At 40.2% G+C, this 23,501-nt stretch carries 32 protein-coding genes; 21 read left to right on the top strand and 11 right to left on the bottom strand.

All coding sequences use genetic code 11. From position 1 onward, the window contains the following. The first annotated feature begins 45 nt into the window (after window positions 1-45). Together C6347_RS05320 and C6347_RS05315 are read left to right on the top strand one after the other, a co-directional pair. A complete protein-coding gene (locus tag C6347_RS05320; RefSeq protein ID WP_045210079.1) occupies window positions 46-426 on the top strand; it encodes a NucA/NucB deoxyribonuclease domain-containing protein in 381 nt (126 codons plus the stop codon). Window positions 427-573: 147 nt separating this feature from the next. Then, window positions 574-1,422 carry an STAS domain-containing protein gene (locus C6347_RS05315; protein WP_066030856.1) on the top strand — a complete coding sequence of 283 codons (849 nt, stop codon included), beginning with the start codon at window positions 574-576 and terminating at the stop codon, window positions 1,420-1,422. 33 nt (window positions 1,423-1,455) lie between these two features. On the opposite strand, the gene C6347_RS05310 is transcribed toward C6347_RS05315, so the two are convergent. Continuing rightward, a complete protein-coding gene (locus C6347_RS05310; RefSeq protein ID WP_106071495.1) occupies window positions 1,456-1,998 on the bottom strand; it encodes an IseA DL-endopeptidase inhibitor family protein in 543 nt (180 codons plus the stop codon). Between the two features lie 294 nt (window positions 1,999-2,292). Between C6347_RS05310 and C6347_RS05305 the strand changes: the two genes are divergently transcribed. Then, window positions 2,293-2,730, top strand: a complete 438-nt coding sequence (locus C6347_RS05305) for a hypothetical protein (protein WP_034660769.1) — start codon at window positions 2,293-2,295, stop codon at window positions 2,728-2,730. A 47-nt stretch (window positions 2,731-2,777) separates the two neighbouring features. Here C6347_RS05305 and lexA read toward each other — a convergent pair whose 3' ends face one another. Continuing rightward, window positions 2,778-3,398, bottom strand: coding sequence for a transcriptional repressor LexA (lexA, locus tag C6347_RS05300; RefSeq protein WP_003212311.1), 621 nt, complete (start codon window positions 3,396-3,398; stop codon window positions 2,778-2,780). A gap of 159 nt (window positions 3,399-3,557) precedes the next feature. On the opposite strand from lexA, the gene yneA reads away from it, so the two are divergent. The 6 genes from yneA to C6347_RS05270 all read left to right on the top strand — a co-directional run bounded on the left by yneA (window position 3,558) and on the right by C6347_RS05270 (window position 7,973). Continuing rightward, window positions 3,558-3,869 (top strand): cell division suppressor protein YneA, encoded by a 312-nt coding sequence (gene yneA / locus C6347_RS05295; protein WP_003211955.1) that lies wholly within the window; start codon window positions 3,558-3,560, stop codon window positions 3,867-3,869. 17 nt (window positions 3,870-3,886) lie between these two features. Then, window positions 3,887-4,534: a YneB family resolvase-like protein gene (locus C6347_RS05290; protein WP_003211322.1), complete on the top strand. Its 648-nt coding sequence runs from the start codon at window positions 3,887-3,889 to the stop codon at window positions 4,532-4,534. Window positions 4,535-4,603: 69 nt separating this feature from the next. After that, window positions 4,604-4,834 carry a DUF896 domain-containing protein gene (locus C6347_RS05285; protein WP_034660771.1) on the top strand — a complete coding sequence of 77 codons (231 nt, stop codon included), beginning with the start codon at window positions 4,604-4,606 and terminating at the stop codon, window positions 4,832-4,834. Window positions 4,835-5,021: 187 nt separating this feature from the next. Further along, a complete protein-coding gene (gene tkt / locus C6347_RS05280) occupies window positions 5,022-7,025 on the top strand; it encodes a transketolase (protein ID WP_060596422.1) in 2,004 nt (667 codons plus the stop codon). 198 nt (window positions 7,026-7,223) lie between these two features. Further along, window positions 7,224-7,670, top strand: a complete 447-nt coding sequence (gene sirA / locus C6347_RS05275) for a sporulation inhibitor of replication protein SirA (protein WP_012010100.1) — start codon at window positions 7,224-7,226, stop codon at window positions 7,668-7,670. An 84-nt stretch (window positions 7,671-7,754) separates the two neighbouring features. Then, window positions 7,755-7,973 (top strand): YneF family protein, encoded by a 219-nt coding sequence (locus C6347_RS05270; RefSeq protein ID WP_003212379.1) that lies wholly within the window; start codon window positions 7,755-7,757, stop codon window positions 7,971-7,973. A 263-nt stretch (window positions 7,974-8,236) separates the two neighbouring features. Here the strand turns inward: C6347_RS05270 and C6347_RS05265 are convergent, their stop codons facing one another. Continuing rightward, window positions 8,237-8,410 (bottom strand): aspartyl-phosphate phosphatase Spo0E family protein, encoded by a 174-nt coding sequence (locus tag C6347_RS05265; RefSeq protein ID WP_369810454.1) that lies wholly within the window; start codon window positions 8,408-8,410, stop codon window positions 8,237-8,239. A 208-nt stretch (window positions 8,411-8,618) separates the two neighbouring features. On the opposite strand from C6347_RS05265, the gene C6347_RS05260 reads away from it, so the two are divergent. After that, window positions 8,619-9,326: a cytochrome c biogenesis CcdA family protein gene (locus tag C6347_RS05260; protein ID WP_060596423.1), complete on the top strand. Its 708-nt coding sequence runs from the start codon at window positions 8,619-8,621 to the stop codon at window positions 9,324-9,326. Between the two features lie 94 nt (window positions 9,327-9,420). Continuing rightward, window positions 9,421-9,903 carry a CcdC family protein gene (locus tag C6347_RS05255; protein ID WP_034660774.1) on the top strand — a complete coding sequence of 161 codons (483 nt, stop codon included), beginning with the start codon at window positions 9,421-9,423 and terminating at the stop codon, window positions 9,901-9,903. A gap of 21 nt (window positions 9,904-9,924) precedes the next feature. On the opposite strand, the gene C6347_RS05250 is transcribed toward C6347_RS05255, so the two are convergent. The 4 genes from C6347_RS05250 to sspO form a co-directional block, all read right to left on the bottom strand. Further along, window positions 9,925-10,353 (bottom strand): DUF2621 domain-containing protein, encoded by a 429-nt coding sequence (locus C6347_RS05250; RefSeq protein ID WP_060596424.1) that lies wholly within the window; start codon window positions 10,351-10,353, stop codon window positions 9,925-9,927. A 260-nt stretch (window positions 10,354-10,613) separates the two neighbouring features. Continuing rightward, entirely contained in the window at window positions 10,614-11,015 is a 402-nt protein-coding gene (locus tag C6347_RS05245) for an Hsp20/alpha crystallin family protein (protein WP_106071494.1), read from the bottom strand. Between the two features lie 102 nt (window positions 11,016-11,117). After that, a complete protein-coding gene (locus C6347_RS05240; protein WP_066030853.1) occupies window positions 11,118-11,264 on the bottom strand; it encodes a small acid-soluble spore protein P in 147 nt (48 codons plus the stop codon). Window positions 11,265-11,280: 16 nt separating this feature from the next. Then, entirely contained in the window at window positions 11,281-11,427 is a 147-nt protein-coding gene (sspO, locus tag C6347_RS05235; RefSeq protein WP_003210995.1) for a small acid-soluble spore protein O, read from the bottom strand. 220 nt (window positions 11,428-11,647) lie between these two features. On the opposite strand from sspO, the gene acnA reads away from it, so the two are divergent. From acnA to C6347_RS05200, 7 genes are all read left to right on the top strand, one after another. Then, window positions 11,648-14,377, top strand: coding sequence for an aconitate hydratase AcnA (gene acnA / locus C6347_RS05230; protein ID WP_106071493.1), 2,730 nt, complete (start codon window positions 11,648-11,650; stop codon window positions 14,375-14,377). Between the two features lie 72 nt (window positions 14,378-14,449). Beyond that, a complete protein-coding gene (locus C6347_RS05225) occupies window positions 14,450-14,953 on the top strand; it encodes a TlpA family protein disulfide reductase (RefSeq protein WP_106047847.1) in 504 nt (167 codons plus the stop codon). Window positions 14,954-15,024: 71 nt separating this feature from the next. After that, the gene (locus C6347_RS05220) at window positions 15,025-15,150 is read left to right on the top strand and encodes an FbpB family small basic protein (RefSeq protein ID WP_003211002.1); all 126 of its coding nucleotides are present in this window, start codon (window positions 15,025-15,027) and stop codon (window positions 15,148-15,150) included. Window positions 15,151-15,201: 51 nt separating this feature from the next. Next, window positions 15,202-15,345: an acid-soluble spore protein N gene (locus tag C6347_RS05215; RefSeq protein WP_008357830.1), complete on the top strand. Its 144-nt coding sequence runs from the start codon at window positions 15,202-15,204 to the stop codon at window positions 15,343-15,345. Between the two features lie 13 nt (window positions 15,346-15,358). Then, window positions 15,359-15,601, top strand: coding sequence for a small acid-soluble spore protein Tlp (tlp, locus tag C6347_RS05210; protein WP_003211760.1), 243 nt, complete (start codon window positions 15,359-15,361; stop codon window positions 15,599-15,601). Between the two features lie 103 nt (window positions 15,602-15,704). Beyond that, entirely contained in the window at window positions 15,705-16,127 is a 423-nt protein-coding gene (locus tag C6347_RS05205) for an acyl-CoA thioesterase (RefSeq protein ID WP_034660781.1), read from the top strand. Between the two features lie 3 nt (window positions 16,128-16,130). Then, a complete protein-coding gene (locus tag C6347_RS05200; protein ID WP_034660782.1) occupies window positions 16,131-16,442 on the top strand; it encodes a hypothetical protein in 312 nt (103 codons plus the stop codon). 39 nt (window positions 16,443-16,481) lie between these two features. On the opposite strand, the gene C6347_RS05195 is transcribed toward C6347_RS05200, so the two are convergent. Together C6347_RS05195 and plsY are read right to left on the bottom strand one after the other, a co-directional pair. Then, window positions 16,482-16,769 (bottom strand): HesB/YadR/YfhF family protein, encoded by a 288-nt coding sequence (locus tag C6347_RS05195; protein ID WP_003210876.1) that lies wholly within the window; start codon window positions 16,767-16,769, stop codon window positions 16,482-16,484. Window positions 16,770-16,867: 98 nt separating this feature from the next. After that, window positions 16,868-17,449, bottom strand: coding sequence for a glycerol-3-phosphate 1-O-acyltransferase PlsY (gene plsY, locus C6347_RS05190; protein ID WP_060596428.1), 582 nt, complete (start codon window positions 17,447-17,449; stop codon window positions 16,868-16,870). Between the two features lie 154 nt (window positions 17,450-17,603). Here plsY and C6347_RS05185 point away from each other — a divergent pair, with 154 nt between their 5' ends. From C6347_RS05185 to parC, 3 genes are all read left to right on the top strand, one after another. Then, window positions 17,604-18,017: a CoA-binding protein gene (locus C6347_RS05185; RefSeq protein ID WP_034660785.1), complete on the top strand. Its 414-nt coding sequence runs from the start codon at window positions 17,604-17,606 to the stop codon at window positions 18,015-18,017. 416 nt (window positions 18,018-18,433) lie between these two features. Beyond that, window positions 18,434-20,401 (top strand): DNA topoisomerase IV subunit B, encoded by a 1,968-nt coding sequence (parE, locus tag C6347_RS05175; protein ID WP_060596429.1) that lies wholly within the window; start codon window positions 18,434-18,436, stop codon window positions 20,399-20,401. Between the two features lie 2 nt (window positions 20,402-20,403). Then, entirely contained in the window at window positions 20,404-22,842 is a 2,439-nt protein-coding gene (gene parC / locus C6347_RS05170) for a DNA topoisomerase IV subunit A (RefSeq protein ID WP_060596430.1), read from the top strand. A gap of 53 nt (window positions 22,843-22,895) precedes the next feature. Here parC and C6347_RS19395 read toward each other — a convergent pair whose 3' ends face one another. Continuing rightward, entirely contained in the window at window positions 22,896-23,021 is a 126-nt protein-coding gene (locus C6347_RS19395) for a hypothetical protein (RefSeq protein WP_008343787.1), read from the bottom strand. A gap of 43 nt (window positions 23,022-23,064) precedes the next feature. Next, window positions 23,065-23,400, bottom strand: coding sequence for a hypothetical protein (locus tag C6347_RS05165; protein WP_034660789.1), 336 nt, complete (start codon window positions 23,398-23,400; stop codon window positions 23,065-23,067). Window positions 23,401-23,501: the final 101 nt, after the last annotated feature.

Genomic DNA, 23,501 nt, shown 5'->3' with positions numbered 1-23,501 from the left:
AGAAGAGGCTGGATCACTGGTGCCGCCCTATGCTTTGTGATATGGATGGGCACGTTGTTAGGTGGATTTGGGGAGAAACATGCGGCAAAAGGTGCGGATCGATATGATCATGTCATTCAATTTCCAAAGGAACGGTACCCTGAAACAGGCAGCCATATTCAAGAAGCCATTCGAAAAGGGCATTCAGATGTGTGTACGATAGACCGAAATGGAGCAGATGCCCGCAGGCAAGAATCATTAAAAGGAATTCCGACTAAACCTGGCTTTGACCGGGATGAGTGGCCGATGGCGGTTTGTCTTGAGGGAGGAAAAGGTGCGAGTGTTCAATATGTCAGCCCATCTGATAATAGGGGAGCAGGCTCATGGGTTGGACACCAGATCAGCGGTTATCCTGATGGGAAAAGAATTTTATTTATTGTGAAATAAAACTGGAAGAGAGGCACCTGTGAGTAGGTGCCTTTTTTGTTGATGATCAGAGCGTATTGGAGCTAGCAGGGACAAAAGATTCAGTGGTACAATGGATCTATAAGGTACAAAGACTGACAAGAAGAAAATGTGAAGGGACATATGCTTATGGATAAGAACCGTGCATTATACGATTTTTTCATGCAACATGCAGAGAAACTGACTGAAACTTGGTATGAATCAATTGAGGATAATGATCCAGAATCAATATATCGTTCAACAGATTCCAGCATCATAGCAGAGCTGAAACGGCAAAATCAAGATTATTACCAGCATTTTATACGTGCTCTTATTGAAGACAAGACGTATTTACATACTGAGTTTATAAAGTGGTCTGAAGACTTAGCCAGTGACCCGAAGCATTTAAACACACCATTAGATTATGTTGTGAGAGAATACATGTCCAATCAAAGAGTGGTCCTTCATTACTTAAAAGAATTTATTAAGCAGCGTCAAGATGAAATTGATATTGACCGCATCTTTTATTGGTATGATTTAATTTCAGAGGCGTTTAATATTTCAATTCATGTGTTCATCCAGCAATATGTGAAAAATACAACGAAGAAACTCGTGGCACAAAGAGACATGATTTACGAGCTGAGCTCACCTGTCATTGTCTTAAAAAATCATATTGCGTTATTGCCGTTAGTAGGTGACATTGATACAGCGAGAGCAAAGATGATTTTAGAAAATACGCTGAAACAGTGCTCGCAAAAAGGCGTACAGCATTTATGTATTGATTTATCGGGCGTTGTCATTATTGATACAATGGTGGCTCATCAAATCTTTGATCTTGTCACATCACTTCGGTTAATTGGAGTAGAGACGACCATTTCAGGAATCAGACCAGAAATTGCCCAAACAGCCGTGCAGCTTGGGCTTCCTTTTAATGAATTTCGCACGGCATCATCACTTGCTCACGCGCTGGATCGCATGACTGAATTTTCTCCAATATAAAAACCAGGCCGATTGAATGGCCTGGTTTCTTATTTAGATGACAGCGTCAATTTTTGTGACTTTCCAATCTTTTTGTACTTTTTCGTACGTAACAGTTCGTTTTACTTTGCGTCCATCAAGTGTTGGGACGGTGAATTCATATGTGCGGACCGTTTGTTTTTTAGAGACAAGTTTAGGTGTGGCTTTATCCCAATTAAGCATGTTGTCTCCGTCACCGACTGGAACAGCCATTTTTCCTTTATGAACAATGAACTGGTAGTCTTTTAAACCTTGATTGATGGCATCTTTTGTGAAAACTTGAGATAGGTAGCTGTTTAGTTTTTTCTTTGTATCAAATGTTTTAGAAAGATAGTTGTATGTCATGTCTTTATAGCTAAATGATTTTAATTTGTAATCGGAATGTTCATTAATTTTGTAGCCTGACATCGCACTCCAAAAGTGTTCTCGTGCGTCAAGGGCAATATGTAACGCTTCTTTATTTGTCAAAGCGGCTGGTTTTTTAGAAGCGGCCAATGTTGTAGATTGTAATGACATCATAAGCATAATAGCAGTTAATAAAACGAATAATTTTTTCAAGGCGATTGCCTCCTTTTCTCAATGAAAACTTCTTATGTTACAAATGTTACAACAATTACAGTGATATTACAAGTATTAAATCTAAATGTTTTTTATTTCTTTTCTTTCTATATATATAACGTTTGAGGGAGACAAAAAGTTTTCATTTTTTTATTTTTTCTTTATATCTACTATTTAACCGTTCTAAAGAAGAACAAAACGTTTTTTGGAAAAATTTTTGTTTGGACGTTCAACACGCTTTTTCATTTATGACATATACTATCGTGATGAATGTCTAAGAAAGTGGTGTTGAATATGTATTATCCGTATGAAGGTATGTGGAATGGTTACTCATATGACAGGCAGATGCAAGGATGGCCATCACTCCCTATTCCTCAAGTTGGAGGATTTCCAGGGTTTCCAATCGGAGGAGGAGGCACTGGACCCGGATCAAGCGGATCAGCTCCGCCAGCTCCGCCGCAGCATATCATTTCGCAGTATCAGCAAGCATTATCACAGCCTCAAAGCATGCAGTCACTTATTTCAGGGCAAACAGGTGGAGGCCAGCAATCTGTTCAATTTGCAGCGGGATGTAATAGAAGATGGACGATTGTGTTCATGAGAAACGGTCAAGTGTTTTTAATGTATGTCCTATCCTCACAGCCTTTCGGGAGAACAACTGGCTTTATTTGGCCAAACTTTACATTTGGTTCCTTCCCAAGCTCGCGTATTCTAGCATATTCTTGTTCATAAAAGAAAAAGCCGGTTCTCATCAGCAGCTGATGAAATACCGGCTTTTTTTAGTGAATATTTCTAAATACGCCAATCACTTTACCTAGTATACTTACATTCTGTAAAATAATCGGTTCCATAGATGGGTTCTCTGGCTGTAATCTAAAGTGTGTATCTTCTTTATAGAAACGTTTCACTGTCGCTTCATCTTCCTCTGTCATGGCGACGACAATATCTCCATTGTTAGCGGTGCTTTGCTGACGCACAATGACATAGTCCTTGTCCAAAATTCCTGCATCAATCATACTTTCTCCCATAATTTCAAGCATAAATACTTGTTCATCTGGTGCTGCAAAAGTCTCTGGAAGAGGGAAGTATTCTTCTACATTCTCAACAGCCGTAATAGGCAGGCCTGCTGTTACTTTTCCGATGACTGGTACGTTCATTACAGCACTCTTAGGAATATTCATTTCCTCTTCATCTAGTACTTCGATCGCTCTAGGTTTTGTTGGGTCTCTTCTAATTAAGCCCTTTGTTTCTAGTCTAGCTAAATGTCCATGAACCGTTGAACTGGATGCTAGACCGACAGCTTCTCCAATTTCACGAACGGATGGGGGATAGCCCTTACTTTTTACTTCTTCTTTGATGAATGTCAGGATATCGAGTTGTCTTTTTGATAGCTTCGTCATCTTTTGCACCTCAAAACGTCAATTTTAAAGAAATTATAGCATGTTTTTCCTAACAGTACAAACATAGGTTCGAAAAAAACGTTTGACAGAAACGTTTGTTCGTATTTATAATGAGTGACAGAAAGAGCGAACACATATTCTGTTAGGAGAGATGACATTATGAGGTTAAAAGAATCTATTATTTTTATTGGGGTATTCTCATTCATCGTTGGCATATTTCTCTCACTTATTGCAGTCACAAGCCATAATGATCCAAATCAGTATGTTAAAATAGAGGTTCAATCAGGTGATACTCTTTGGGGGTTAGCTGATCAAGTAAACGACAGCAAATCAATCGACAAAAATGCGTTTATTGACTGGGTCACTCAGCACAATGATCTTGCTTCAACGGAAATCCAGCCTGGTGACATTCTTGTCATACCAGTCAAAAAAGAGCATCCAGTCGTATATCAACTTGCAACAGTACAATAGAAAGGTCGATTGAAGTCATGAATGCAATCATCTATGCGAGAGTAAGCACTGTCAAAGAAGAGCAGGAAACCTCGCTGAAGAGACAAGAAGAAGAACTGCTGGCTTTAGCTGCTATGCACAAGATGAATGTGGTGAAAGTCATCAAAGAAAAAGCAAGCGGATATGATCTAGATCGTGATGGTGTGTTTGATATGCTAGCTACACTAAAAGAAGAGTCAATTGATGCCGTTCTTATCCAGGATGAAACGCGTCTCGGAAGAGGACAAGCAAAAATTGCGCTTCTTCATTGTCTTTTTAAAGAGAACGTAAAGGTGTACAGTACGTTTCATAGAGGCGAGCTTGAGCTTTCAGAAGCAGATGAAATGGTTATTGAGATCGTAGGAGTAGTTGAAGAGTATCAACGAAAAATTCATAACCTGAAAATCAAGCGGGGAATGAGAAGAGCTGTTGAGCGCGGGTATCAGCCCGAACTGAATTTAAAACAGCAGGATCATGCGCCTGGCCGTGAGCGTATTGAAGTGCCGATTTCAGAAATTGTTCGATTAAGAAAAAACAACATGACATTCGCAGAAATTGCAGCAACTCTTCAGGCACTAGGTTTTGACATTTCAAAAGCAACGGTCCATAGAAGGTATCAAGAATATGAAAAAGGTCTGACCACCTAAAGCTTGATTTGTTGTCAAAGTGATTGATATTTAGTAGTATGTAGAGAAAATGTTTTAAAGGAGTTTGTCATGATTTCTAAAAAGCAGCTTGCAAGAATCAATGAGCTTTCAAAAAAGTCGAAAGAGACCGGTTTATCAGACGCTGAAAAAACAGAACAAAAGCTATTGAGAGAAGAGTATTTAAAAGCTTTTCGTTCTTCTATGAAAAATACACTTAAAACCGTGAAAATCGTTGATCCTGAAGGAAACGATGTCACACCAGAAAAATTAAAAAGAGAAAGAGATCAAAACCTTCACTAAGTCTGTGATTTCTTAAATTTTGAAAAGATGGGAAGTATATTCTCATCTTTTTTCATATTTGCATAACTTTTTAGGTGATCGATAAACTAAATGTGACAAAATCACTCTTTTTCAGCGTGAAATAGTTGTGAAAAAAGGACAGTAGATTTATGATAATGGTGTACACAAGATACGGAAGGGGATTTATATGGAAACGATTGAATTGAAATCTATTGCAACAATACGTACTCTCTCCATAGACGCAATTGAAAAAGCGAATTCCGGTCACCCTGGAATGCCAATGGGTGCTGCACCAATGGCATACGCTTTATGGACGAATCACTTAAACGTAAGTCCGCAAAACCCTAATTGGTTTAACAGAGACCGTTTTGTTTTATCTGCGGGGCATGGTTCTATGCTTCTATATAGCATGCTTCATTTAAGCGGATACAACCTGAGCATCGATGATCTAAAACAATTCCGCCAATGGGGTAGCAAAACACCTGGACATCCTGAATTTGGACACACAGAGGGCGTAGATGCCACAACAGGTCCTTTAGGGCAGGGGATTGCCATGGCAGTTGGTATGGCACTTGCAGAAAGACATCTTGCGGAAACGTATAACAAAGACAACTTTGATGTTGTAGATCACTATACATACAGCATTTGCGGAGATGGGGACTTAATGGAGGGAATTTCCTCTGAAGCTGCTTCACTTGCTGGTCATTTAGGCTTAGGCCGTTTAATTGTTCTTTATGATTCAAATGATATTTCCTTAGATGGCGACCTAGATCGTTCATTCTCTGAAAATGTGAAGAATCGTTTTGAAGCGATGAACTGGGAAGTTCTCTATGTGAAAGACGGCAACAACATTGAAGAAGTGACGGCTGCTATCGAAAAGGCGAAACAAAGTACAGACAGACCTACATTGATTGAAGTGAAAACAACGATTGGTTTCGGATCGCCTAACCGTGCAGGAACGTCTGGTGTGCATGGTGCACCGCTTGGCAGCGATGAAGCCAAGCTGACGAAGGAAGCTTACTCTTGGACGTTTGAAGAAGATTTCCATGTACCTTCTGAAGTGTACGATCATTTCAAAGAAGCTGTAAAAGACGCTGGTCAGAAAAAAGAAGCAGCTTGGAATGAACTATTTGAACAATATGAAAAAGAATACCCTGAGCTTGCAGCTCAACTGAAGCTTGCGATTGAAGGAAAGCTTCCTGAGAATTGGGATCAAGAGGTTCCTGTTTATGAAGCAGGTTCAAGTCTTGCCTCCCGCGCTTCTTCAGGCGAAGTATTAAATGGCATTGCGAAGCAAGTACCTTTCTTTATTGGTGGGTCTGCTGACCTTGCAGGTTCAAACAAAACAACGATTAAAAACACAGACGATTTTGGTAAAGATAATTATGCCGGCAAGAATATTTGGTTCGGTGTCAGAGAATTTGCAATGGGTGCCGCGTTAAACGGTATGGCACTTCACGGCGGCCTTCGTGTATTCGGCGGAACGTTCTTTGTTTTCTCAGATTACTTAAGACCAGCTATTCGTCTTGCTGCCTTAATGGGACTTCCAGTCACATATGTTTTTACTCATGACAGTATCGCTGTTGGTGAAGATGGTCCGACACATGAGCCGGTTGAACAGCTTGCTTCATTACGTGCGATGCCTAATCTTTCAGTTATTCGCCCAGCGGATGGAAACGAAACAGCTGCAGCGTGGAAACTTGCGGTATCTTCAACGGATAAACCGACAGCACTAGTTCTGACTCGTCAAAACCTTCCAACGATTGACCAAGCACCAGAGAAGGCGTATGAGGGAGTAGAAAAAGGTGGATACGTCGTCGTTGAAGCTGCTGATGCACAGCCAGAAGCACTTCTACTCGCTTCTGGATCTGAAGTCGGTTTAGCGATTGAAGCGCAAAAAGCACTTGAAAAAGAAGGGATCCGCGCGTCTGTTGTCAGTCTTCCTGCATGGGATCGTTTCGATCAGCAGTCAGATGAATACAAAGAATCAGTCCTTCCTACAGCAGTGCGGGCTCGTATTGCGATTGAAATGGGAGCTTCACTTGGCTGGGAGCGTTACACTGGTCTTGATGGTGACGTGATTGCCATTGATAAATTTGGTGCTTCTGCACCAGGTGAAACCATTATTGAGAAATACGGATTTACTGTCAGCAATGTGGTCAGCCGTGTGAAAGCAAAGCTGAACAAATAATCAATCTCCAAGCATCATGCTTTTTTTCCATCTGTTTGCAGAGCATTTTCATCCGCTCTGCAAACTTTTTTCTTTTTTCTTGTTTTTTTGACAAAACTAGTTTCTTCTTGCTTCATATATAGACAATTCTTTCTTTCACATTTTTGTATAATACAAGCAATAAACGAGATTGACGAAATGTGAAAGGAAGGGATAGACATGGAACGCCATTATTATATTTATTGGATTGAGGATGAATTTGCACATCATTATTTTGGCAGAGAATCAATTTTGTTTCATTTGTTTGAGTCGTTACACTGGACGAACCGCACGGAAGATGAATTGGTGATGCTTGTGAAACAAGTGGATTACGTGACGAAACGAATCCCTGCTTTTCATATGCACCAGCGATTAATGAACAACTTAACGAACATTCACTATACACAAATTGGCTCGATATACAGCGCTTCCTTACCTGATGGAAAAGGAACGGCTGCATTTATTATAAAAGACCGTTATATCCAAATGTCTGCCACCGGCAGTTACGAGGCAGAAGCGGTGTTTTTTGAAGTGCTGAGAAAAATTAGTCCTTGCTTTCTTGCGATGGACTTCGGTTCAAAGAAGCACGGGTGGCTCAATCCGGTAAAAGTGAGGAATTTTGTTTAAAAAAATAAAATTGAACGTGAAATGTTGTATAATAGCCTTTTGTTTAGTACACTTTATACGAGACAACATGAAGGAGGAAGAATTATGGATTTATGGGTTGTCATCCTTGTAGGCGTTGTTGCACTGCTTGCAGGAGTTGCACTCGGATTCTTTATTGCTCGTAAGTATATGATGAGCTACTTGAAAAAGAATCCACCAATTAATGAACAAATGCTTCGAATGATGATGATGCAAATGGGCATGAAACCGTCCCAGAAGAAAATCAATCAAATGATGAAAGCCATGAACAACCAAGCGAAATAATACGGTACGATATTATGATCATAGATGGAACATGGTTATAAAGAATGGACAAGCGTTGTCCTTTCTTTATTGAATTCACCTTCATCAGACGCTTTAAAACCACTGTACTTGCATGAATAAAGCAGGGAAGGTGGTTTTTATTTTGGCGTCAGCCTCCTTAAAAAACAAAAAACCCCTGTCATCAGAGGTTTTTGTTTCGTTTATGGTCACACATATCAACTGTTCTAAAAATCGTGCAGCATGATAGATATCATGAGATATGATTAGTTGGCTGAGTTTGAGTGTAAGTGTCGTTGATATTGTAAGAGGAGATGATCTAGCTGCTGGCTATGTTCGATGGTCACTGTTGATGTCATCCCATTATGCAAGACAACTTTCATCAGCTCTTCTCTTTTTTCTTCGATTTGAGTTAATAATGATGTTTTTACCAAAGTCATGTTCCTTTCATGCAAATCTTGATAAAAAGAATCGATTCTATTATATCCATTTTAAGGTTTATTTTCAAATTTAAAGGATTCGTTATCTTGATGTCAAATTAAATTATATAAGGTTTTAAGAGAATAGACCATCTTTATTGAGAGGATGTAAAAAAAATGAAATGATTTTGTCATCTCTTATTGTATATTGTAAGAAGGGGGTGTTCTTTTGACAGATTTGAATTACTTTTTAGCTTTTGGAGCAGGGTTTCTTTCTTTTATCTCACCATGCTGTCTGCCGCTTTATCCAGCCTTTTTATCGTATATTACGGGCGTTAGTATAGATGAAGTGAAATCTGAGAAGGTGATGCTGAGAAGAAGAAGTCTGCTTCATACCTTATTCTTTTTAGTTGGGTTCTCTATTATATTTATTGCGATTGGCTTTGGAACATCATTTGTTGGGAAGTTTTTTTATGATTACCATCAAGCAATTCGCCAGGTTGGAGCCATTCTCATTATTTTCTTTGGTTTTATGATTCTTGGTGTATTCCAGCCTTCTTTCCTTATGGGGGAAAAGAGAATGCAGTTCAAAAATCGTCCTGCTGGTTTTTTTGGGTCGATTCTCATCGGAATGGGCTTTGCTGCTGGATGGACACCTTGTACAGGACCTATTTTATCTGCTGTTATCACACTTGCTGGCAACAATCCGGAGTCGGCTGTCACATATATGATTGCGTATGTATTCGGATTTGCCGTTCCGTTTTTTGTTCTATCCTTTTTCATCACGAAAATGACGTGGATCAGAAAGCGCCAGCAGCTTATCATGAGAATTGGCGGGATCATTATGATTGTGGTAGGGATATTGCTGTTCTTTGATCTTCTGACATGGATTATCATCATGTTCTCCTCATTGTTCGGCGGATTTACAGGCTTTTGAAATCGTTTTCTACAGTCGCGGCGAATGGTTTTTTTTCGTCAATTGGAGTATATTATACATAGGCTGACCTTAAAGAATAAAGGAATGATTTGATATGATGGTCTTGATCTCTTCTATAATTGCGATATGTATGGCGGTAGCCGTCATGTTTATTCGCATTAAGTCATCTGCAAAACCTGCAACTGCGAAAAAAATTATATTACCTCCTATTTTCATGAGCACTGGGGCACTAATGTTTTTTGTTCCTATGTTTCGAGTAACTGGGGCTGAATTTCTAGAGGCGATCACAGTGGGGATGTTTTTCTCCATATTTTTAATCAAAACATCGAAGTTTGAAATTAGAGGGAATGACATTTATTTAAAGCGATCAAAAGCATTTGTGTTTATTCTCATTGGACTTCTTGTTCTTCGTATCGGGATGAAGACCATCCTGAGTTCTTCTATTGATTATGGTTCTCTAAGCGGGATGTTTTGGATTCTTGCCTTTGGCATGATCGTACCTTGGCGCGTTGCTATGTATTTGTCGTTTAGAAAGCTGTCTAAGCAATTAGATCCGCAGCAGGTTCAAATGAATTAAACCTCCTTTTGATAAAGGAGGTTATTTTAATAACGATTCATATGGCGTGTGATCGATATCTTTTTCTTGAAGGCGCTTCAGTAAAAACTTATGATCCCGCTTTGGGGTAGCGATAATATAGCCGCGAATGATTAAGTCTAAATTAATGCTGGCAGCTTGTTCTTTTAAAGCCAGCTCGCCAATTTTTCCTGCAATTTTTTCTTTGGCGACATCTCTAAACAGCTCTGGAACAGGTAATACGAGTTCATTTAAAAGCTGTTTGTCTTCTTCCCGCCATAGGTGGAGGCTCTTTTGAATATATTCATCCTGCCAATCAAGCTCTGATTTCCCATCTTCCTTCGGCAATCGTTTTAAAAATTTGCGAAACATAAAAAAGCCACCGATTGCGAGTAATCCGATCATCACCGTGCCCCAAAATAAAATGAACCACAAAAACCAGCCGCTTAACATGTTCTCACTCCTTATACCCCTCGTCTCTCTATCTTATTTTACATGAAGAGATGATAGAAGAAAATAACAAAAATGTATGTCTCTCATCTCTATGAACGCCTTTTTTCATTCATAACTGCCCATTTACTAGAAAGACCCAAACCATCTAGTAGAAAAAGAATACATTATCATATAGCGACTCTACTATTTGGCCATGGTGGTTCGCAAAAGGTATTGACTTGACACGAACGGAAGAGAGCCCACCAAATGAAGGTGGGCTCTTAATGTTTGAAGTGCGGGATTTGAAAGGAAAATGCCCCGCTTGGATAGTCGGAACTTTTTTTAATTCTTATCGAAATGATTCGGTTTTCGTATTCTGTTTCAATATCTTTGTCGTTCAGATAAAAAGGGAGCATGACACTTTTTTCAATTGGCTGTTCGCCTTCATCATTTGGCTTTTGTACCGTGTAAGCGAGAGTCAGCTCATGTCCAGCGAAGGTCAGCTTTACATCAGTGATCGACAGGGTGGAGACATCAATCTCAATAATATAATCGCGGCTTGTTTCATAAAGATCAATTGGGAGGTGTTCATCATACCAGGCAAATGGATCATCCATTAAGACATTGAGCCAATCATCTATTTCTAGAAAATCAGAGGAATTCGATTGTTTTTCATTCTCCATAAACACTCCTCCATCACATCTCATAATAAATGATATGTTGAGAACTGAAATGTGTGAAAGACCTAAAACATCCCGCTTTGCCACGGGATGAGAGGAGGATGTTTACATATCATGATGAGAATTGTGCTTTTGTCTTGAATGGTTGCGGTTTTTTACTTTTTTACTGCCTGATAATGGCTCCGGCTGTCCGCTTTGATGTTCCTTAGGCGAGTTTTGACGGATGTCTTTTCCTGTGTTTTTATTCGTCATAATGTTTGCTCCTTTCTTATTGGTTTTTTTTACGTTTTTTATTATTTTGTCTTTGTTCTTCTGTTAAAACGAGTTGATCATTTTCAATATAGCCTGCACCATTTCCTTGGCTTTTGGCTGCGTTCATGCCGTCAATCACATGATTTGCTTTACGTTTTGTCATGTTCTATCACCTCAATTGTAGTATGAACCCGCTCTGCTTGGATTATGAAGAGTAATCATTTCCTAATGATAAGATAAACTTATTGAATTTAATAAAAGCATTGTTATTTACTTATGTATGAATTTGTTTTAAGATGAAATTGTGAGAAAATTGTGGTGAAATACGACGATTTTTCTGAGAATTGAAATTGATCTTGATCATCAAAAGGGGGATTTTGGACATGTCGAAACAGCAGCAAGTCGCTAAACAAGACGCTTTTCAATCTAGAAAAACGTTTTCGACAAATGGGAAAACGTATCACTATTATTCGTTAGAAGCACTAGAGAAACAAGGAATCGGAAATGTTTCTAAGCTGCCTTATTCCATTAAGGTACTTTTAGAATCAGTGCTTCGCCAAGTAGACGGTAGAGTGATCAAGAAGGAACACGTTGAAAACTTGGCAAAATGGGGAACTGCCGAGGTCAAAGAAATTGATGTTCCATTTAAACCTTCTCGTGTTATTTTACAAGACTTCACGGGTGTACCAGCCGTCGTTGACCTTGCTTCTTTAAGAAAAGCAATGGCAGATGTAGGCGGGGACCCGGATAAAATCAACCCTGAAATTCCAGTTGACCTTGTCATTGACCACTCAGTACAAGTTGATAAAGCTGGAACTGAAGATGCTTTAAACATTAACATGGATTTAGAATTCGAACGTAACGCAGAGCGTTATAACTTCCTTAGCTGGGCAAAGAAAGCGTTTAATAACTATCAAGCTGTTCCGCCTGCAACAGGGATTGTTCACCAAGTAAACTTAGAGTACCTTGCAAGTGTTGTTCATGCGATTGAAGAAGATGGCGAGATCATCACTTACCCAGATACATTGGTTGGTACCGACTCACATACAACCATGATCAACGGTATCGGCGTACTTGGATGGGGCGTTGGCGGTATTGAAGCGGAAGCTGGTATGCTCGGTCAGCCTTCATACTTCCCAGTACCAGAAGTCATTGGTGCTAAATTAGTTGGAGAGCTTCCAAACGGAACGACTGCAACTGACCTTGCATTAAAAGTGACACAAGTTCTGCGTGAAAAAGGCGTAGTGAACAAATTCGTTGAATTCTTCGGACCTGGAGTTGCACAGCTGCCGTTAGCGGATCGTGCAACGATTGCGAATATGGCGCCTGAATACGGTGCTACTTGCGGATTCTTCCCAGTAGATGAGGAAGCTCTTGCTTACCTTCGCCTTACTGGACGTGATGAAGAGCAAATTAATATCGTTGAAGAATATTCTCGCGCAAATGGCTTATTCTATACGCCAGATGCAGAAGAGCCAATTTTTACGGATGTTGTGGAAATTGACCTTTCTCAAATTGAATCAAACTTATCTGGTCCAAAGCGTCCACAAGATTTGATTCCACTTTCTGAAATGAAAGAGACGTTCCATCAGCACATTGAAAGCCCAGCTGGTAACCAAGGATTTGGCTTAGAAAAATCAGAGCTGGATAAACAAATTGAATTTGATCTAGCAAATGGTGAAAAAGCTGTGATGAAGACAGGTGCGATTGCGATTGCAGCGATTACGAGCTGTACGAATACATCGAACCCATACGTCTTAATCGGAGCAGGTCTTGTTGCGAAGAAAGCAAGTGAGCTTGGTATGAAGGTGCCAAACTACGTGAAAACGTCACTAGCACCAGGTTCTAAGGTTGTGACAGGATACCTCGTGAACTCAGGACTTCTTCCATACTTAAGAGACCTCGGATTTAACATCGTTGGGTATGGCTGTACAACATGTATCGGAAACTCAGGACCGCTTGCGCAAGAAATCGAGGATGCTGTCTCTGAAAATGATCTGCTGATCACTTCTGTTTTATCAGGTAACCGTAACTTTGAAGGGCGTATCCACCCGCTTGTGAAAGGAAACTACCTTGCATCTCCACCATTAGTTGTGGCGTATGCACTTGCTGGTACGGTGAATATTGATTTAACAAAAGACCCTATCGGTGTGGATAAAAATGGTGAGAACGTTTATTTCGATGATATTTGGCCATCAATGGACGAAATCAACAGCGTCGTCAAAAGCACTGTCACACCTGAGTTATTCCGTTCAGAGTATGAAACTGTTTTTGACAACAATGACCGCTGGAATGAAATTAAAACGACGGATGATGCATTGTACAAATGGGATGAAAATTCCACATACATTGATAACCCGCCATTCTTTGAAAACCTATCAGTTGAACCTGGTAAGGTTGAACCGCTTAAAGGCTTGCGCGTCGTTGCCAAGTTCGGTGACTCTGTGACAACTGACCATATTTCTCCTGCTGGAGCGATTGGTAAAGACACACCTGCGGGTAAATACTTGCAAGAAAGAGGCGTATCGCCTAGAGACTTTAACTCATACGGATCTCGCCGTGGTAACCACCATGTCATGATGAGAGGTACTTTTGCAAACATCCGTATTAAGAACCAAATCGCACCAGGAACTGAAGGCGGATATACAACTTATTGGCCAACTGGTGAAGTGACATCCATTTATGATGCATGCATGCGTTATAAAGAAGATGGAACAGGTCTTGCAATCTTAGCAGGTAAAGACTACGGAATGGGTTCTTCACGTGACTGGGCTGCAAAAGGAACAAACCTTCTTGGAATTAAATTTGTACTAGCTGAAAGCTTTGAGCGTATCCATAGAAGTAACCTTGTCTTCATGGGCGTACTTCCTTTACAGTTTAAAGACGGAGAAAGTTCAGAAACTCATGGTCTAACAGGAACAGAAACATTTGAAGTTCATGTTGATGAAACAGTTCGTCCACGTGATCTTGTCACTGTGAAAGCAATTGATACAGATGGCAATGAGAAAATATTTGAAGTGGTTGTTCGTTTTGATAGTGAAGTCGAAATTGACTACTATCGTCATGGCGGTATCCTTCAAATGGTACTTCGTGAAAAATTGGCAAGCAACTAATACTCATACAGCAAAGAAGAGAAGGCGCCTAGACAGCTTTCTCTTCTTTTTTAAAATAGTGGAGGATCAATCATGTGGAAAAAAGGAATGGCAAGCGCTGTTTTACTTGTGTTGATTGGTTTACTTGTGTGGAATTTACTTGAACCAAAAGAGCCCGCAATCGGTCTTGAAAAAGGGGATCAAGCCCCTGATTTTGAACTTAAAACCCTAGATGGTCAAACGGCCTCGTTATCTGATTATCAAGGGAAAAAGGTGCTCGTCAATTTTTGGGCGACATGGTGTAAGCCATGCAGGACAGAAATGCCGGATCTAGACGCAATTAGAAGCGAATATGATCAGGTCGAAGTACTTGCGGTGAATTTGACGACCACTGAAAAAAGTGCAGATCATGTTGCAGCATTTGCAGATGAATTAAAGCTGAGCTTTCCTATTTTATTGGATCAAAAAGGCATTCAAGCACGATATCAGGTGCTTTCATACCCCACGACATACATATTAGATGAAAAAGGACGAATCGTGTCTGTAAAGCATCAAATGCTGACAAAAAAAGAAATTGAGCAAGAGCTGGGTCTATAATGATTCAGCTTTTTTGCTTATTTTCTAAATGTTTTGGCGAAAATGAAATACAAACACTGGAGGTGAGTACAATGAGAAGAAGAAAACGACGTACATTTGAAGAGCTTGTACTTGAAAATAAAAAAGAATTATTAAGCAATGAGGAATTTTTAAACCAGCTTGAAGAAAAGTTGGAAGAGCGTTTTAGACAGAAATAAGTTATGAATTATCCTTTTTCGTTCATCCTAAAGAAGAGGGAGGGATGAATGATGGGCAGAGAGCATGATAAACAAGCGCAGTTTACACCAGACCATTTAGGGACAAAACCTGTAGCGTACAAACGTAATAAAGGAAAAAAGATGCATAATAAATCAAATGAACAGCCTGATGTCATACAGACGAAGGGCGAATAAGGAGGGAATCATGATGAATGGAAAGTCATATCAATCCAATCCAGATGATCGTTCTGATAACGTTGAAAAGCTGCAAGATATGATCGAAAACACCCTTGACAATATCGATGAATCTGAAGCAGCGATGGCCCTTTCGACAGATCAAGAAAAACAGATGATCAAGCAAAAAAATGAAAATAGAAAAATGAGTATTGATGCCATGCGTTCTGAGATCAAGGACGAAGAAGCAGCAAGAAAAAATGGCTATACCGAATAAACCAGGGATTCCTGGTTTATTTTATTGCCTCCTTTTAGAAGAACCATTTCGATTGTGGTAAAATGGCAGAGACCTTAGGTTTTGATAGGAGAGCGATGAAAACGTGTATGTATCTAAAAAAGAAATAGAAGTCCGTTATGCAGAAACAGACCAAATGGGCATCGTGTATCATGCCAATTATTTAATCTGGATGGAAGTCGGCAGAACAGCACTGATTAAAGAATTAGGATTTTCCTATGCGCAGCTAGAAGCAGACGGCGCTCTTGCACCCGTTATAGATTTACAGGTGCAATATAAAAAACCATTGCTGTACGGTGAAACAGCGACAGTTCATACGTGGATTGAAGAATACAATGGACTCAAAACGGTGTATGGCTACGAAATTCAAAAGCCTGATGGGCAAACAGCGATTACAGGGACAACCTCACATATTTGTGTAGACAAAGAAACCTTTAGACCTATTCAATTTAGAAAAGCTTTTCCTGCCTGGCACAAAGTATACGAACAGTCGAAGAAGCAGGTTTAATTCATGGCGTTTGGTATTAAAAGAAGCGATCTAAATGCGTGGAAATCAGCTGTCCAGCAAGGAGAACTGGCCTTTTTAACCCATTATTGGCTTGATGACCGTTTCCCGCATGCCAATACCGTCACTAAAGCAGCCTGTCAGGATATGAAGCAGTTAATTGAGTGGGGAGAAAAACATGGACTCAAAAAAGAATGGATTCATGACCGCGCAGGGTTTCCACACTTTGACTTGATTGGTGAACCACAAAAAAGAATCCTGCAAAAGGAGCGGTCTTTAGGAAACATTCATGAGTATGGGCTATATATTGAAGGATAAAACAAAAAAGATACCCGAGGGATGAGGTATCTTTTTTGTTTATTCATAATGAAACTCTGGTTCTTTCACGGACTCGTTATAATCAATATGCAGATCATGGTTGTCAAAATACCAAATATCACTTTCTTCAACAAAGAAAGTAATACCTTCTATTTCAGCGGTTGCGCCGGCATTTTGAGGTTCATCTTTTGCGACGCCGAGAGAAAAGCCTTTTTGTACATTACTGCACCCGCCATATCTCACAAAAAAGCGAACTTGATCACCTTTTTCTAAATCTAGTTCATCCTTGTACCAATTGAGTGCATCTTCTTTTATCGTTAATTTCAATGTGATCGCCCCTTTTTGAAGTCATGCTGTTTTTTTAAATGCAGGATGCAAAAACAGCTTTTCTTTCCTTTTACCACATAATGAAACTTATGAAACGGCTAGAGCCATTTGATTTTCGGTTCAGTTTTGTTGAGGATTCGTTTGAGGTTGGCGATGTGTCTGTAGATCACAAAACCAGCTAGAACGGCAACAACAATGATTAAGAATACGTCTTTGGTGAAAATGCTGTAAATGAATGTATAGATACCGGTCAGCATAGATGATAGTGAAACATATTTACTAATGTATAAAAATAAGAAAAAAGCAGCGATCATCGTGATAAATAAGAATGGGGCATAAAATAATAACACGCCGCCAGATGTAGCGACTGCTTTTCCCCCTTTAAATTTTGCAAAGACAGGAAAGCTGTGACCGATAACAGCAGCAACTCCTGCTAATAAGGGATGAATGTCCAGTTGCATGAAAAACGGTAAAGCAGAAGCAAGGGTTCCCTTTAAAATATCAGCTGAAATCACGATAGACCCTGCTTTTACGCCAAGTGTACGAAATGCATTCGTTGCACCTAGGTTTCCGCTGCCATGTTCACGGATATCGATACCCTTTGCAGCTTTCCCGACAATGAGACCGGATGGAATACTGCCGAGAAGATAAGCCAAAATAAACATCAAAGCAATTAACATCTGCATAACTCCTTTATATTCTCCCTCTTGTCTTACATTTTAACATGATCTTATGAAAAACATGGGGATCTTTTTTTGAAAAAATCAAAAGCAGATGGATTCAGCTTTGTTTTTAAGCAGAAGTTCGCTAAAATAGAGGAAAAGGGGTGTTTGGATGAATCATCCTACGAAACAAGAAATTGGCCGTATATTAAAGAGCAGTAAACGAATTGCTGTTGTTGGATTATCAGATCAGCCGCACCGAACGTCTTATATGGTGTCTAAAGCGATGCAAGATGCCGGATATGAGATCATTCCGGTGAACCCAACGATTGATGAAGCACTTGGTGTGAAAGCAGTCGCTTCTTTAAAGGACATCAAAGATCCTGTTGATATCGTCAATGTCTTTAGACGTTCAGAGTTTTTGCCCGAGGTGGCAGAAGAATTTCTTGAAATGGACGCACCTGTTTTTTGGGCGCAGCAAGGCATCTATCACGAGGAAGCGAAAAGGCTGATTGAGGAAAATGGCAAGGTCGCCATCATGGATTTATGTATCAAGGTGGCTCATGCAATGACAAAAACTCATTAAATCGTCAAAAATCCTTGGTTTTCAAGGATTTTTGCTTTTTTGTTGCAGAAATATATTTGCGATTCTAGAAGAAAGCGATAAAATAAGGCGACAGGGACATAGCGGTGACCTTGCATATCAAGAAAAAGAGCGATAAGATAAAGGTAGAACGTTTGTTCTGTTTTGTGAAAACCATCATATGATTGCATTTGGCTTATCAAACAGTCTTGTTTATAATGGACTTCTAGTTCTGATTGCAGAATGTAGAACATTTCTCATAGCCGTGCAAAAGAGCATGTTTTGTTGATTCACACATGCATGGTGATGATGCAGCTTATTAAAGTGGACAGTAATGAGCAGCATGATCATCATTAAAATCTAGAGAGATCATTTGATGGTTTGCCGGTTATGTTTGTTAGTGAAAGGGGATTAAGCATTTGGTTAAAAAGCAGCAAGTAGATTATAACGATGATTCTATTCAGGTGCTAGAGGGACTTGAAGCGGTCCGTAAACGTCCAGGGATGTATATTGGGTCTACGGATTCACGCGGTCTTCATCACCTTGTCTATGAGATTGTAGACAACTCTGTCGATGAAGTGCTCGCTGGCCATGGAGATCATATCATTGTCAAAATACATAAAGATAACAGCATTTCCGTTCAAGATAAAGGACGCGGGATGCCTACTGGTATGCATAAGCTTGGAAAACCGACACCTGAGATCATTTTAACGGTCCTTCACGCAGGCGGAAAATTTGGTCAAGGCGGATATAAAACAAGTGGTGGGCTTCACGGAGTTGGGGCATCTGTAGTAAACGCGCTGTCAGAATGGCTCACTGTCACAATTGAACGCGACGGCTTTATTTATCATCAGCGCTTTGAAAATGGCGGAAAGCCTGCCACATCACTTGAAAAAGTCGGAAAAACGAAAAAAACAGGAACACTGATTCATTTTAAACCTGATCCAACTATGTTCAGTGTCACGACCTATAACTTCGATACTTTATCAGAACGTTTAAGAGAATCTGCCTTTTTATTAAAAGGATTAAAAATAGAGCTGATTGATGAACGACATGATGTACAAGAAACCTTTTATTATGAGACGGGCATTGAAGCCTTCGTTGCTTATTTAAATGAAGAAAAAGATGTTCTGAGTGAAGTGGTCTCATTTGAAGGAGAGCATCAATCCATCGAAGTAGATTTTGCTTTTCAATTCAATGACGGCTACTCGGAGAATATTCTTTCTTTCGTCAATAACGTCAGAACGAAAGATGGCGGTACGCATGAGTCTGGTGCCAAAACGGCGATGACGAGAGCCTTTAATGAATATGCACGCAAAGTAGCCCTTTTAAAAGAAAAAGACAAAAATTTAGAAGGCACTGATATTCGCGAAGGACTGTCAGCCATTATTTCTGTCAGAATTCCTGAAGAACTGCTTCAATTTGAAGGCCAGACAAAAGGAAAGCTTGGGACAAGTGAGGCTCGCTCGGCTGTTGATGCTGTTATTTCTGAAAAGCTGGCTTATTTCCTTGAAGAAAACCGGGAAACAGCCACTCTTCTTGTGAAAAAAGCGATTAAAGCGCAGCAGGCAAGAGAAGCTGCTAGAAGAGCACGTGAAGAAGCAAGGAGCGGCAAGAAACGGAAAAAGTCCGAAGCAACACTGAGCGGAAAATTAACACCTGCTCAATCTAGAAACCCAGCAAGAAACGAATTGTACCTAGTAGAGGGCGACTCAGCGGGCGGATCAGCAAAGCAAGGGCGTGACCGTAAATTCCAAGCGGTGCTGCCGCTTCGTGGAAAGGTCATCAACACAGAAAAAGCGAAGCTTGCTGATATTTTCAAAAATGAAGAAATCAACACCATTATTCATGCGATCGGTGGAGGCGTCGGTGTCGATTTTAATGTAGAAGACATCAATTATGACAAAATCGTGATCATGACAGATGCTGATACAGATGGAGCGCATATTCAAGTGCTTCTACTGACGTTCTTCTACCGCTATATGAAGCCGCTGATTGAGCATGGCAAAGTGTTTATTGCACTACCCCCTTTATATAAAGTCAGCAAGGGCTCAGGGAAAAAAGAAATCATTGAGTACGCATGGTCTGATGAAGAAATGGATGACGTACTGAAGAAAGTTGGAAAAGGGTACACGATTCAGCGCTATAAAGGTTTAGGTGAAATGAACGCCGACCAGCTATGGGAAACGACAATGAATCCAGAATCGAGAACACTTGTCAGGGTCAAAATCGACGATGCTGCACGTGTGGAACGCCGCGTCACGACATTGATGGGTGACAAAGTAGAACCACGACGTAAATGGATTGAAAAGAATGTCGCCTTTGGACTTGATGAGGAAAGCAACATTCTTGAAAATGAAAACTTGTCGCTAGCTGAGGAGGTTTAAACATGGCACAACAAGAACGATTTCATGATTTACCATTAGAAGAAGTGATCGGAGACCGGTTTGGTCGCTATAGTAAATATATTATCCAAGACCGTGCGCTTCCAGATGCGCGAGATGGACTAAAGCCTGTACAACGAAGAATCTTATATGCGATGTACGCAGAAGGAAACACGCAAGATAAAAACTTCCGTAAAGCCGCGAAAACAGTCGGTAACGTGATTGGTAACTATCATCCGCACGGTGACTCATCTGTTTATGAAGCGATGGTGAGAATGAGTCAGAATTGGAAAGTACGAAATGTGCTCATTGAGATGCATGGGAATAACGGGAGTATCGATGGAGATCCGCCTGCTGCCATGCGTTATACGGAAGCAAGGCTTTCTGCCATTGCTTCAGAGCTATTAAAGGACTTAGACAAGGAAACGGTCGAATTTGTCGCAAACTTTGATGATACAAGCAAGGAGCCAGTTGTTTTACCAGCGATGTTTCCAAACCTTCTCGTGAATGGATCAACAGGGATTTCAGCAGGTTATGCCACCGATATCCCGCCGCATCATCTGGGAGAAGTGATTGATGGTGTCATTAAACGAATCGAACAGCCGCATTGTACGGTTGAGGATTTAATGACAGTCATCAAAGGTCCAGATTTCCCAACAGGCGGTATCATTCAAGGGGTCGACGGCATTAAGAAGGCTTATGAAACAGGAAAAGGAAAGATTATGATTCGCGGAAAAGCGGAAATTGAAACCATCCGCGGCGGACGCCAGCAAATCGTGATCACAGAAATTCCTTATGAAGTGAATAAAGCCAATCTTGTCAAAAAGATGGACGAGTTCCGAATTGAAAGAAAAGTTGAAGGAATTTCAGAGGTTCGAGATGAGACTGACCGAACTGGGCTTCGAATCGTGGTAGAGCTGAAAAAAGAAGCAGATGCAAATGGTGTCTTGAATTTCTTATATAAAAACTCAGATCTGCAAATTCCATATAACTTTAATATGGTGGCGATACATAATCGTAGACCAACCTTAATGACGCTGACAACTATACTTGATGCATATATTGCCCATCAGAAAGAAGTGGTGACGAACCGCTCAGCATATGAGCTTCGAAAAGCGAAGGAACGCCACCATATTGTAGACGGATTAATTAAGGCGCTTTCCATCTTAGATGAAGTCATTGCCACAATCCGCTCCTCTAATGATAAGCGAGATGCGAAAAACAACTTGATGGAGAAATATGACTTTACAGAAGCACAATCAGAAGCGATTGTTTCCCTCCAGTTATATCGATTAACGAATACGGATATTACGCAATTAAGAGACGAAGCTAGTGAGCTTGATGTGCGTATAACAGAACTTGAAGACATTTTAGGTAACGAGAAAAAGCTGCTAAAGGTCATTACAAACAGTTTGAAAAAGCTCAAAAAGACATATGCTGATGAGAGACGGTCTGTCATTGAGGAAAAAATCGAAGAAATTAAGATTAACCTTGAAGTGATGATCGCCTCAGAGGATGTTTACGTCACGGTGACGAAGGATGGGTACATCAAACGGACAAGTCAGCGCTCCTATGCTGCATCTAACGGTAAGGACTTTGGCATGAAGGATACAGACCGCCTGATTCATCAGTTTGAAATGAATACAACGGATGTCCTCCTATTGTTCACGAATAAAGGGAGCTATATTTATTGTCCAGTTCATCAGCTGCCAGACATACGCTGGAAAGACATGGGGCAGCATATTACGAATATCATTTCAATTGATCGTGATGAATCAATTCAAAAAGCCATACCAATTAAAGAATTTGATGAAACGTCGTATCTTCTGTTCTTTACAAAAGGTGGAATGGTGAAGAAAACAGAGCTTCTTCAATATAAAGCGCAGCGCTATTCGAAACCGCTTGTCGCCTTGAACCTAAAAGGGGACGATGAACTCGTGGATGTTCATGTGACAACAGGACAGCAGGAATTGTTTATTGCGACGAAGAATGGCTATGGATTGTGGTTTGATGAAGAAGAAGTAAGTGTTGTTGGTCCGAGAGCGGCCGGTGTCAAAGGTATCAACTTGAAAGATGGGGACGAAGTAGTCTCTGGCCAGATCATTGATCCGAAAAACGATGTCCTCGTACTGACGACACAAAGAGGGGCTGTGAAGCGAATGAACCTCTCTGAATTTGATAAAACATCTAGAGCCAAACGCGGAGTTCTGATGCTAAGAGAATTAAAGAAAAACCCGCACCGTATTGTGGCTGTTATTGCTGCATCACTGCACGATACACTTGAGATTGATACGGATAAGGGTGCAACGATTCCGCTTGATATCTCTACTTTAAGAGCGAATGACCGCTATAGCAATGGATCATTTATTGTAGATGAGGAAGAGCAGGGAGAAGTAACACATGTCCTTGTCACACCTCAACCTGCACCAGATGACAATAAATAAGCAAACGAAAACCCCCTGTTTATCGCAGGGGGTTTCTTTTATATACGGGTCATTTAGCTCTCGTGGTTGCCAAACATGCTTGTAATGGCGTGCACTACTTCAATTCCTTGGTAGACGAAAAGAGAAAGTGAAGTGACAGAGAATAGACCTAGAATGAATACTCTTAAGAAAAATAACATCGTGTAAAACCTCCCAATTTTTGTTTTGATTTAGATGGTTGGGTTAAACACGAGATAGTCGGAAATAAGAAGATTGATAGAATACTGCAAGTAAATGCTTCTTTTTCCGGTCAAATTGATCAGTATGAGTGATGCGTGCAAATCCAGCTGTCATACTGCCAATCATCAGCAGTACTGTAAATGCGGCAAATACTGCGCTCACATGTTTTTGTTTCTTTTCATCGCCCATTGTCTGAGCGATTTTCATTTCATGTGATTCTTGATCGGCAACCACCTTTGCATGATGGTATACCTGAACGGAATGAGGCATTGAGAACAAATGAAAACTTGCGAGTGCTATAAATAAGACAGCTAATTTTAGCAGCATATTTTTTTTCATTTTTCTCACCCCTTCCTGTTTATTTTCATGATCTTACCACGTTTTCTGTTATTTGAAAAGTCTTATTTTTTTACTTTCCCTCTTTAAAAAAGCGATAAACA

Origin of the sequence: Bacillus sp. NMTD17, assembly GCF_002998735.1 — a bacterium.
Lineage (GTDB): Bacteria > Bacillota > Bacilli > Bacillales > Bacillaceae > Bacillus.
The sequence above is the reverse complement of the archived record's forward strand: the minus strand, read 5'-3'. Positions and strand labels throughout refer to the sequence as shown.

Coding starts and splice junctions, on each gene's coding strand:
- C6347_RS05245 (WP_106071494.1), bottom strand. CDS start 11,015: ATGGAGAATGAAAAACAATCGAATTCCTCTGATTTTCTAGAAATAGAT.
- C6347_RS05315 (WP_066030856.1), top strand. CDS start 574: ATGGATAAGAACCGTGCATTATACGATTTTTTCATGCAACATGCAGAG.
- yneA (WP_003211955.1), top strand. CDS start 3,558: ATGAGGTTAAAAGAATCTATTATTTTTATTGGGGTATTCTCATTCATC.
- C6347_RS05250 (WP_060596424.1), bottom strand. CDS start 10,353: ATGTTAAGCGGCTGGTTTTTGTGGTTCATTTTATTTTGGGGCACGGTG.
- sirA (WP_012010100.1), top strand. CDS start 7,224: ATGGAACGCCATTATTATATTTATTGGATTGAGGATGAATTTGCACAT.
- C6347_RS05290 (WP_003211322.1), top strand. CDS start 3,887: ATGAATGCAATCATCTATGCGAGAGTAAGCACTGTCAAAGAAGAGCAG.
- C6347_RS05220 (WP_003211002.1), top strand. CDS start 15,025: ATGAGAAGAAGAAAACGACGTACATTTGAAGAGCTTGTACTTGAAAAT.
- C6347_RS05200 (WP_034660782.1), top strand. CDS start 16,131: ATGGCGTTTGGTATTAAAAGAAGCGATCTAAATGCGTGGAAATCAGCT.
- C6347_RS05270 (WP_003212379.1), top strand. CDS start 7,755: ATGGATTTATGGGTTGTCATCCTTGTAGGCGTTGTTGCACTGCTTGCA.
- C6347_RS05185 (WP_034660785.1), top strand. CDS start 17,604: ATGAATCATCCTACGAAACAAGAAATTGGCCGTATATTAAAGAGCAGT.
- C6347_RS05215 (WP_008357830.1), top strand. CDS start 15,202: ATGGGCAGAGAGCATGATAAACAAGCGCAGTTTACACCAGACCATTTA.
- sspO (WP_003210995.1), bottom strand. CDS start 11,427: ATGACAAAACGTAAAGCAAATCATGTGATTGACGGCATGAACGCAGCC.
- tkt (WP_060596422.1), top strand. CDS start 5,022: ATGGAAACGATTGAATTGAAATCTATTGCAACAATACGTACTCTCTCC.
- plsY (WP_060596428.1), bottom strand. CDS start 17,449: ATGTTAATTGCTTTGATGTTTATTTTGGCTTATCTTCTCGGCAGTATT.
- acnA (WP_106071493.1), top strand. CDS start 11,648: ATGTCGAAACAGCAGCAAGTCGCTAAACAAGACGCTTTTCAATCTAGA.
- C6347_RS05165 (WP_034660789.1), bottom strand. CDS start 23,400: ATGAAAAAAAATATGCTGCTAAAATTAGCTGTCTTATTTATAGCACTC.
- C6347_RS05305 (WP_034660769.1), top strand. CDS start 2,293: ATGTATTATCCGTATGAAGGTATGTGGAATGGTTACTCATATGACAGG.
- tlp (WP_003211760.1), top strand. CDS start 15,359: ATGAATGGAAAGTCATATCAATCCAATCCAGATGATCGTTCTGATAAC.
- C6347_RS19395 (WP_008343787.1), bottom strand. CDS start 23,021: ATGTTATTTTTCTTAAGAGTATTCATTCTAGGTCTATTCTCTGTCACT.
- C6347_RS05240 (WP_066030853.1), bottom strand. CDS start 11,264: ATGACGAATAAAAACACAGGAAAAGACATCCGTCAAAACTCGCCTAAG.
- parC (WP_060596430.1), top strand. CDS start 20,404: ATGGCACAACAAGAACGATTTCATGATTTACCATTAGAAGAAGTGATC.
- C6347_RS05265 (WP_369810454.1), bottom strand. CDS start 8,410: ATGACTTTGGTAAAAACATCATTATTAACTCAAATCGAAGAAAAAAGA.
- C6347_RS05285 (WP_034660771.1), top strand. CDS start 4,604: ATGATTTCTAAAAAGCAGCTTGCAAGAATCAATGAGCTTTCAAAAAAG.
- C6347_RS05225 (WP_106047847.1), top strand. CDS start 14,450: ATGTGGAAAAAAGGAATGGCAAGCGCTGTTTTACTTGTGTTGATTGGT.
- C6347_RS05320 (WP_045210079.1), top strand. CDS start 46: ATGGGCACGTTGTTAGGTGGATTTGGGGAGAAACATGCGGCAAAAGGT.
- C6347_RS05255 (WP_034660774.1), top strand. CDS start 9,421: ATGATGGTCTTGATCTCTTCTATAATTGCGATATGTATGGCGGTAGCC.
- lexA (WP_003212311.1), bottom strand. CDS start 3,398: ATGACGAAGCTATCAAAAAGACAACTCGATATCCTGACATTCATCAAA.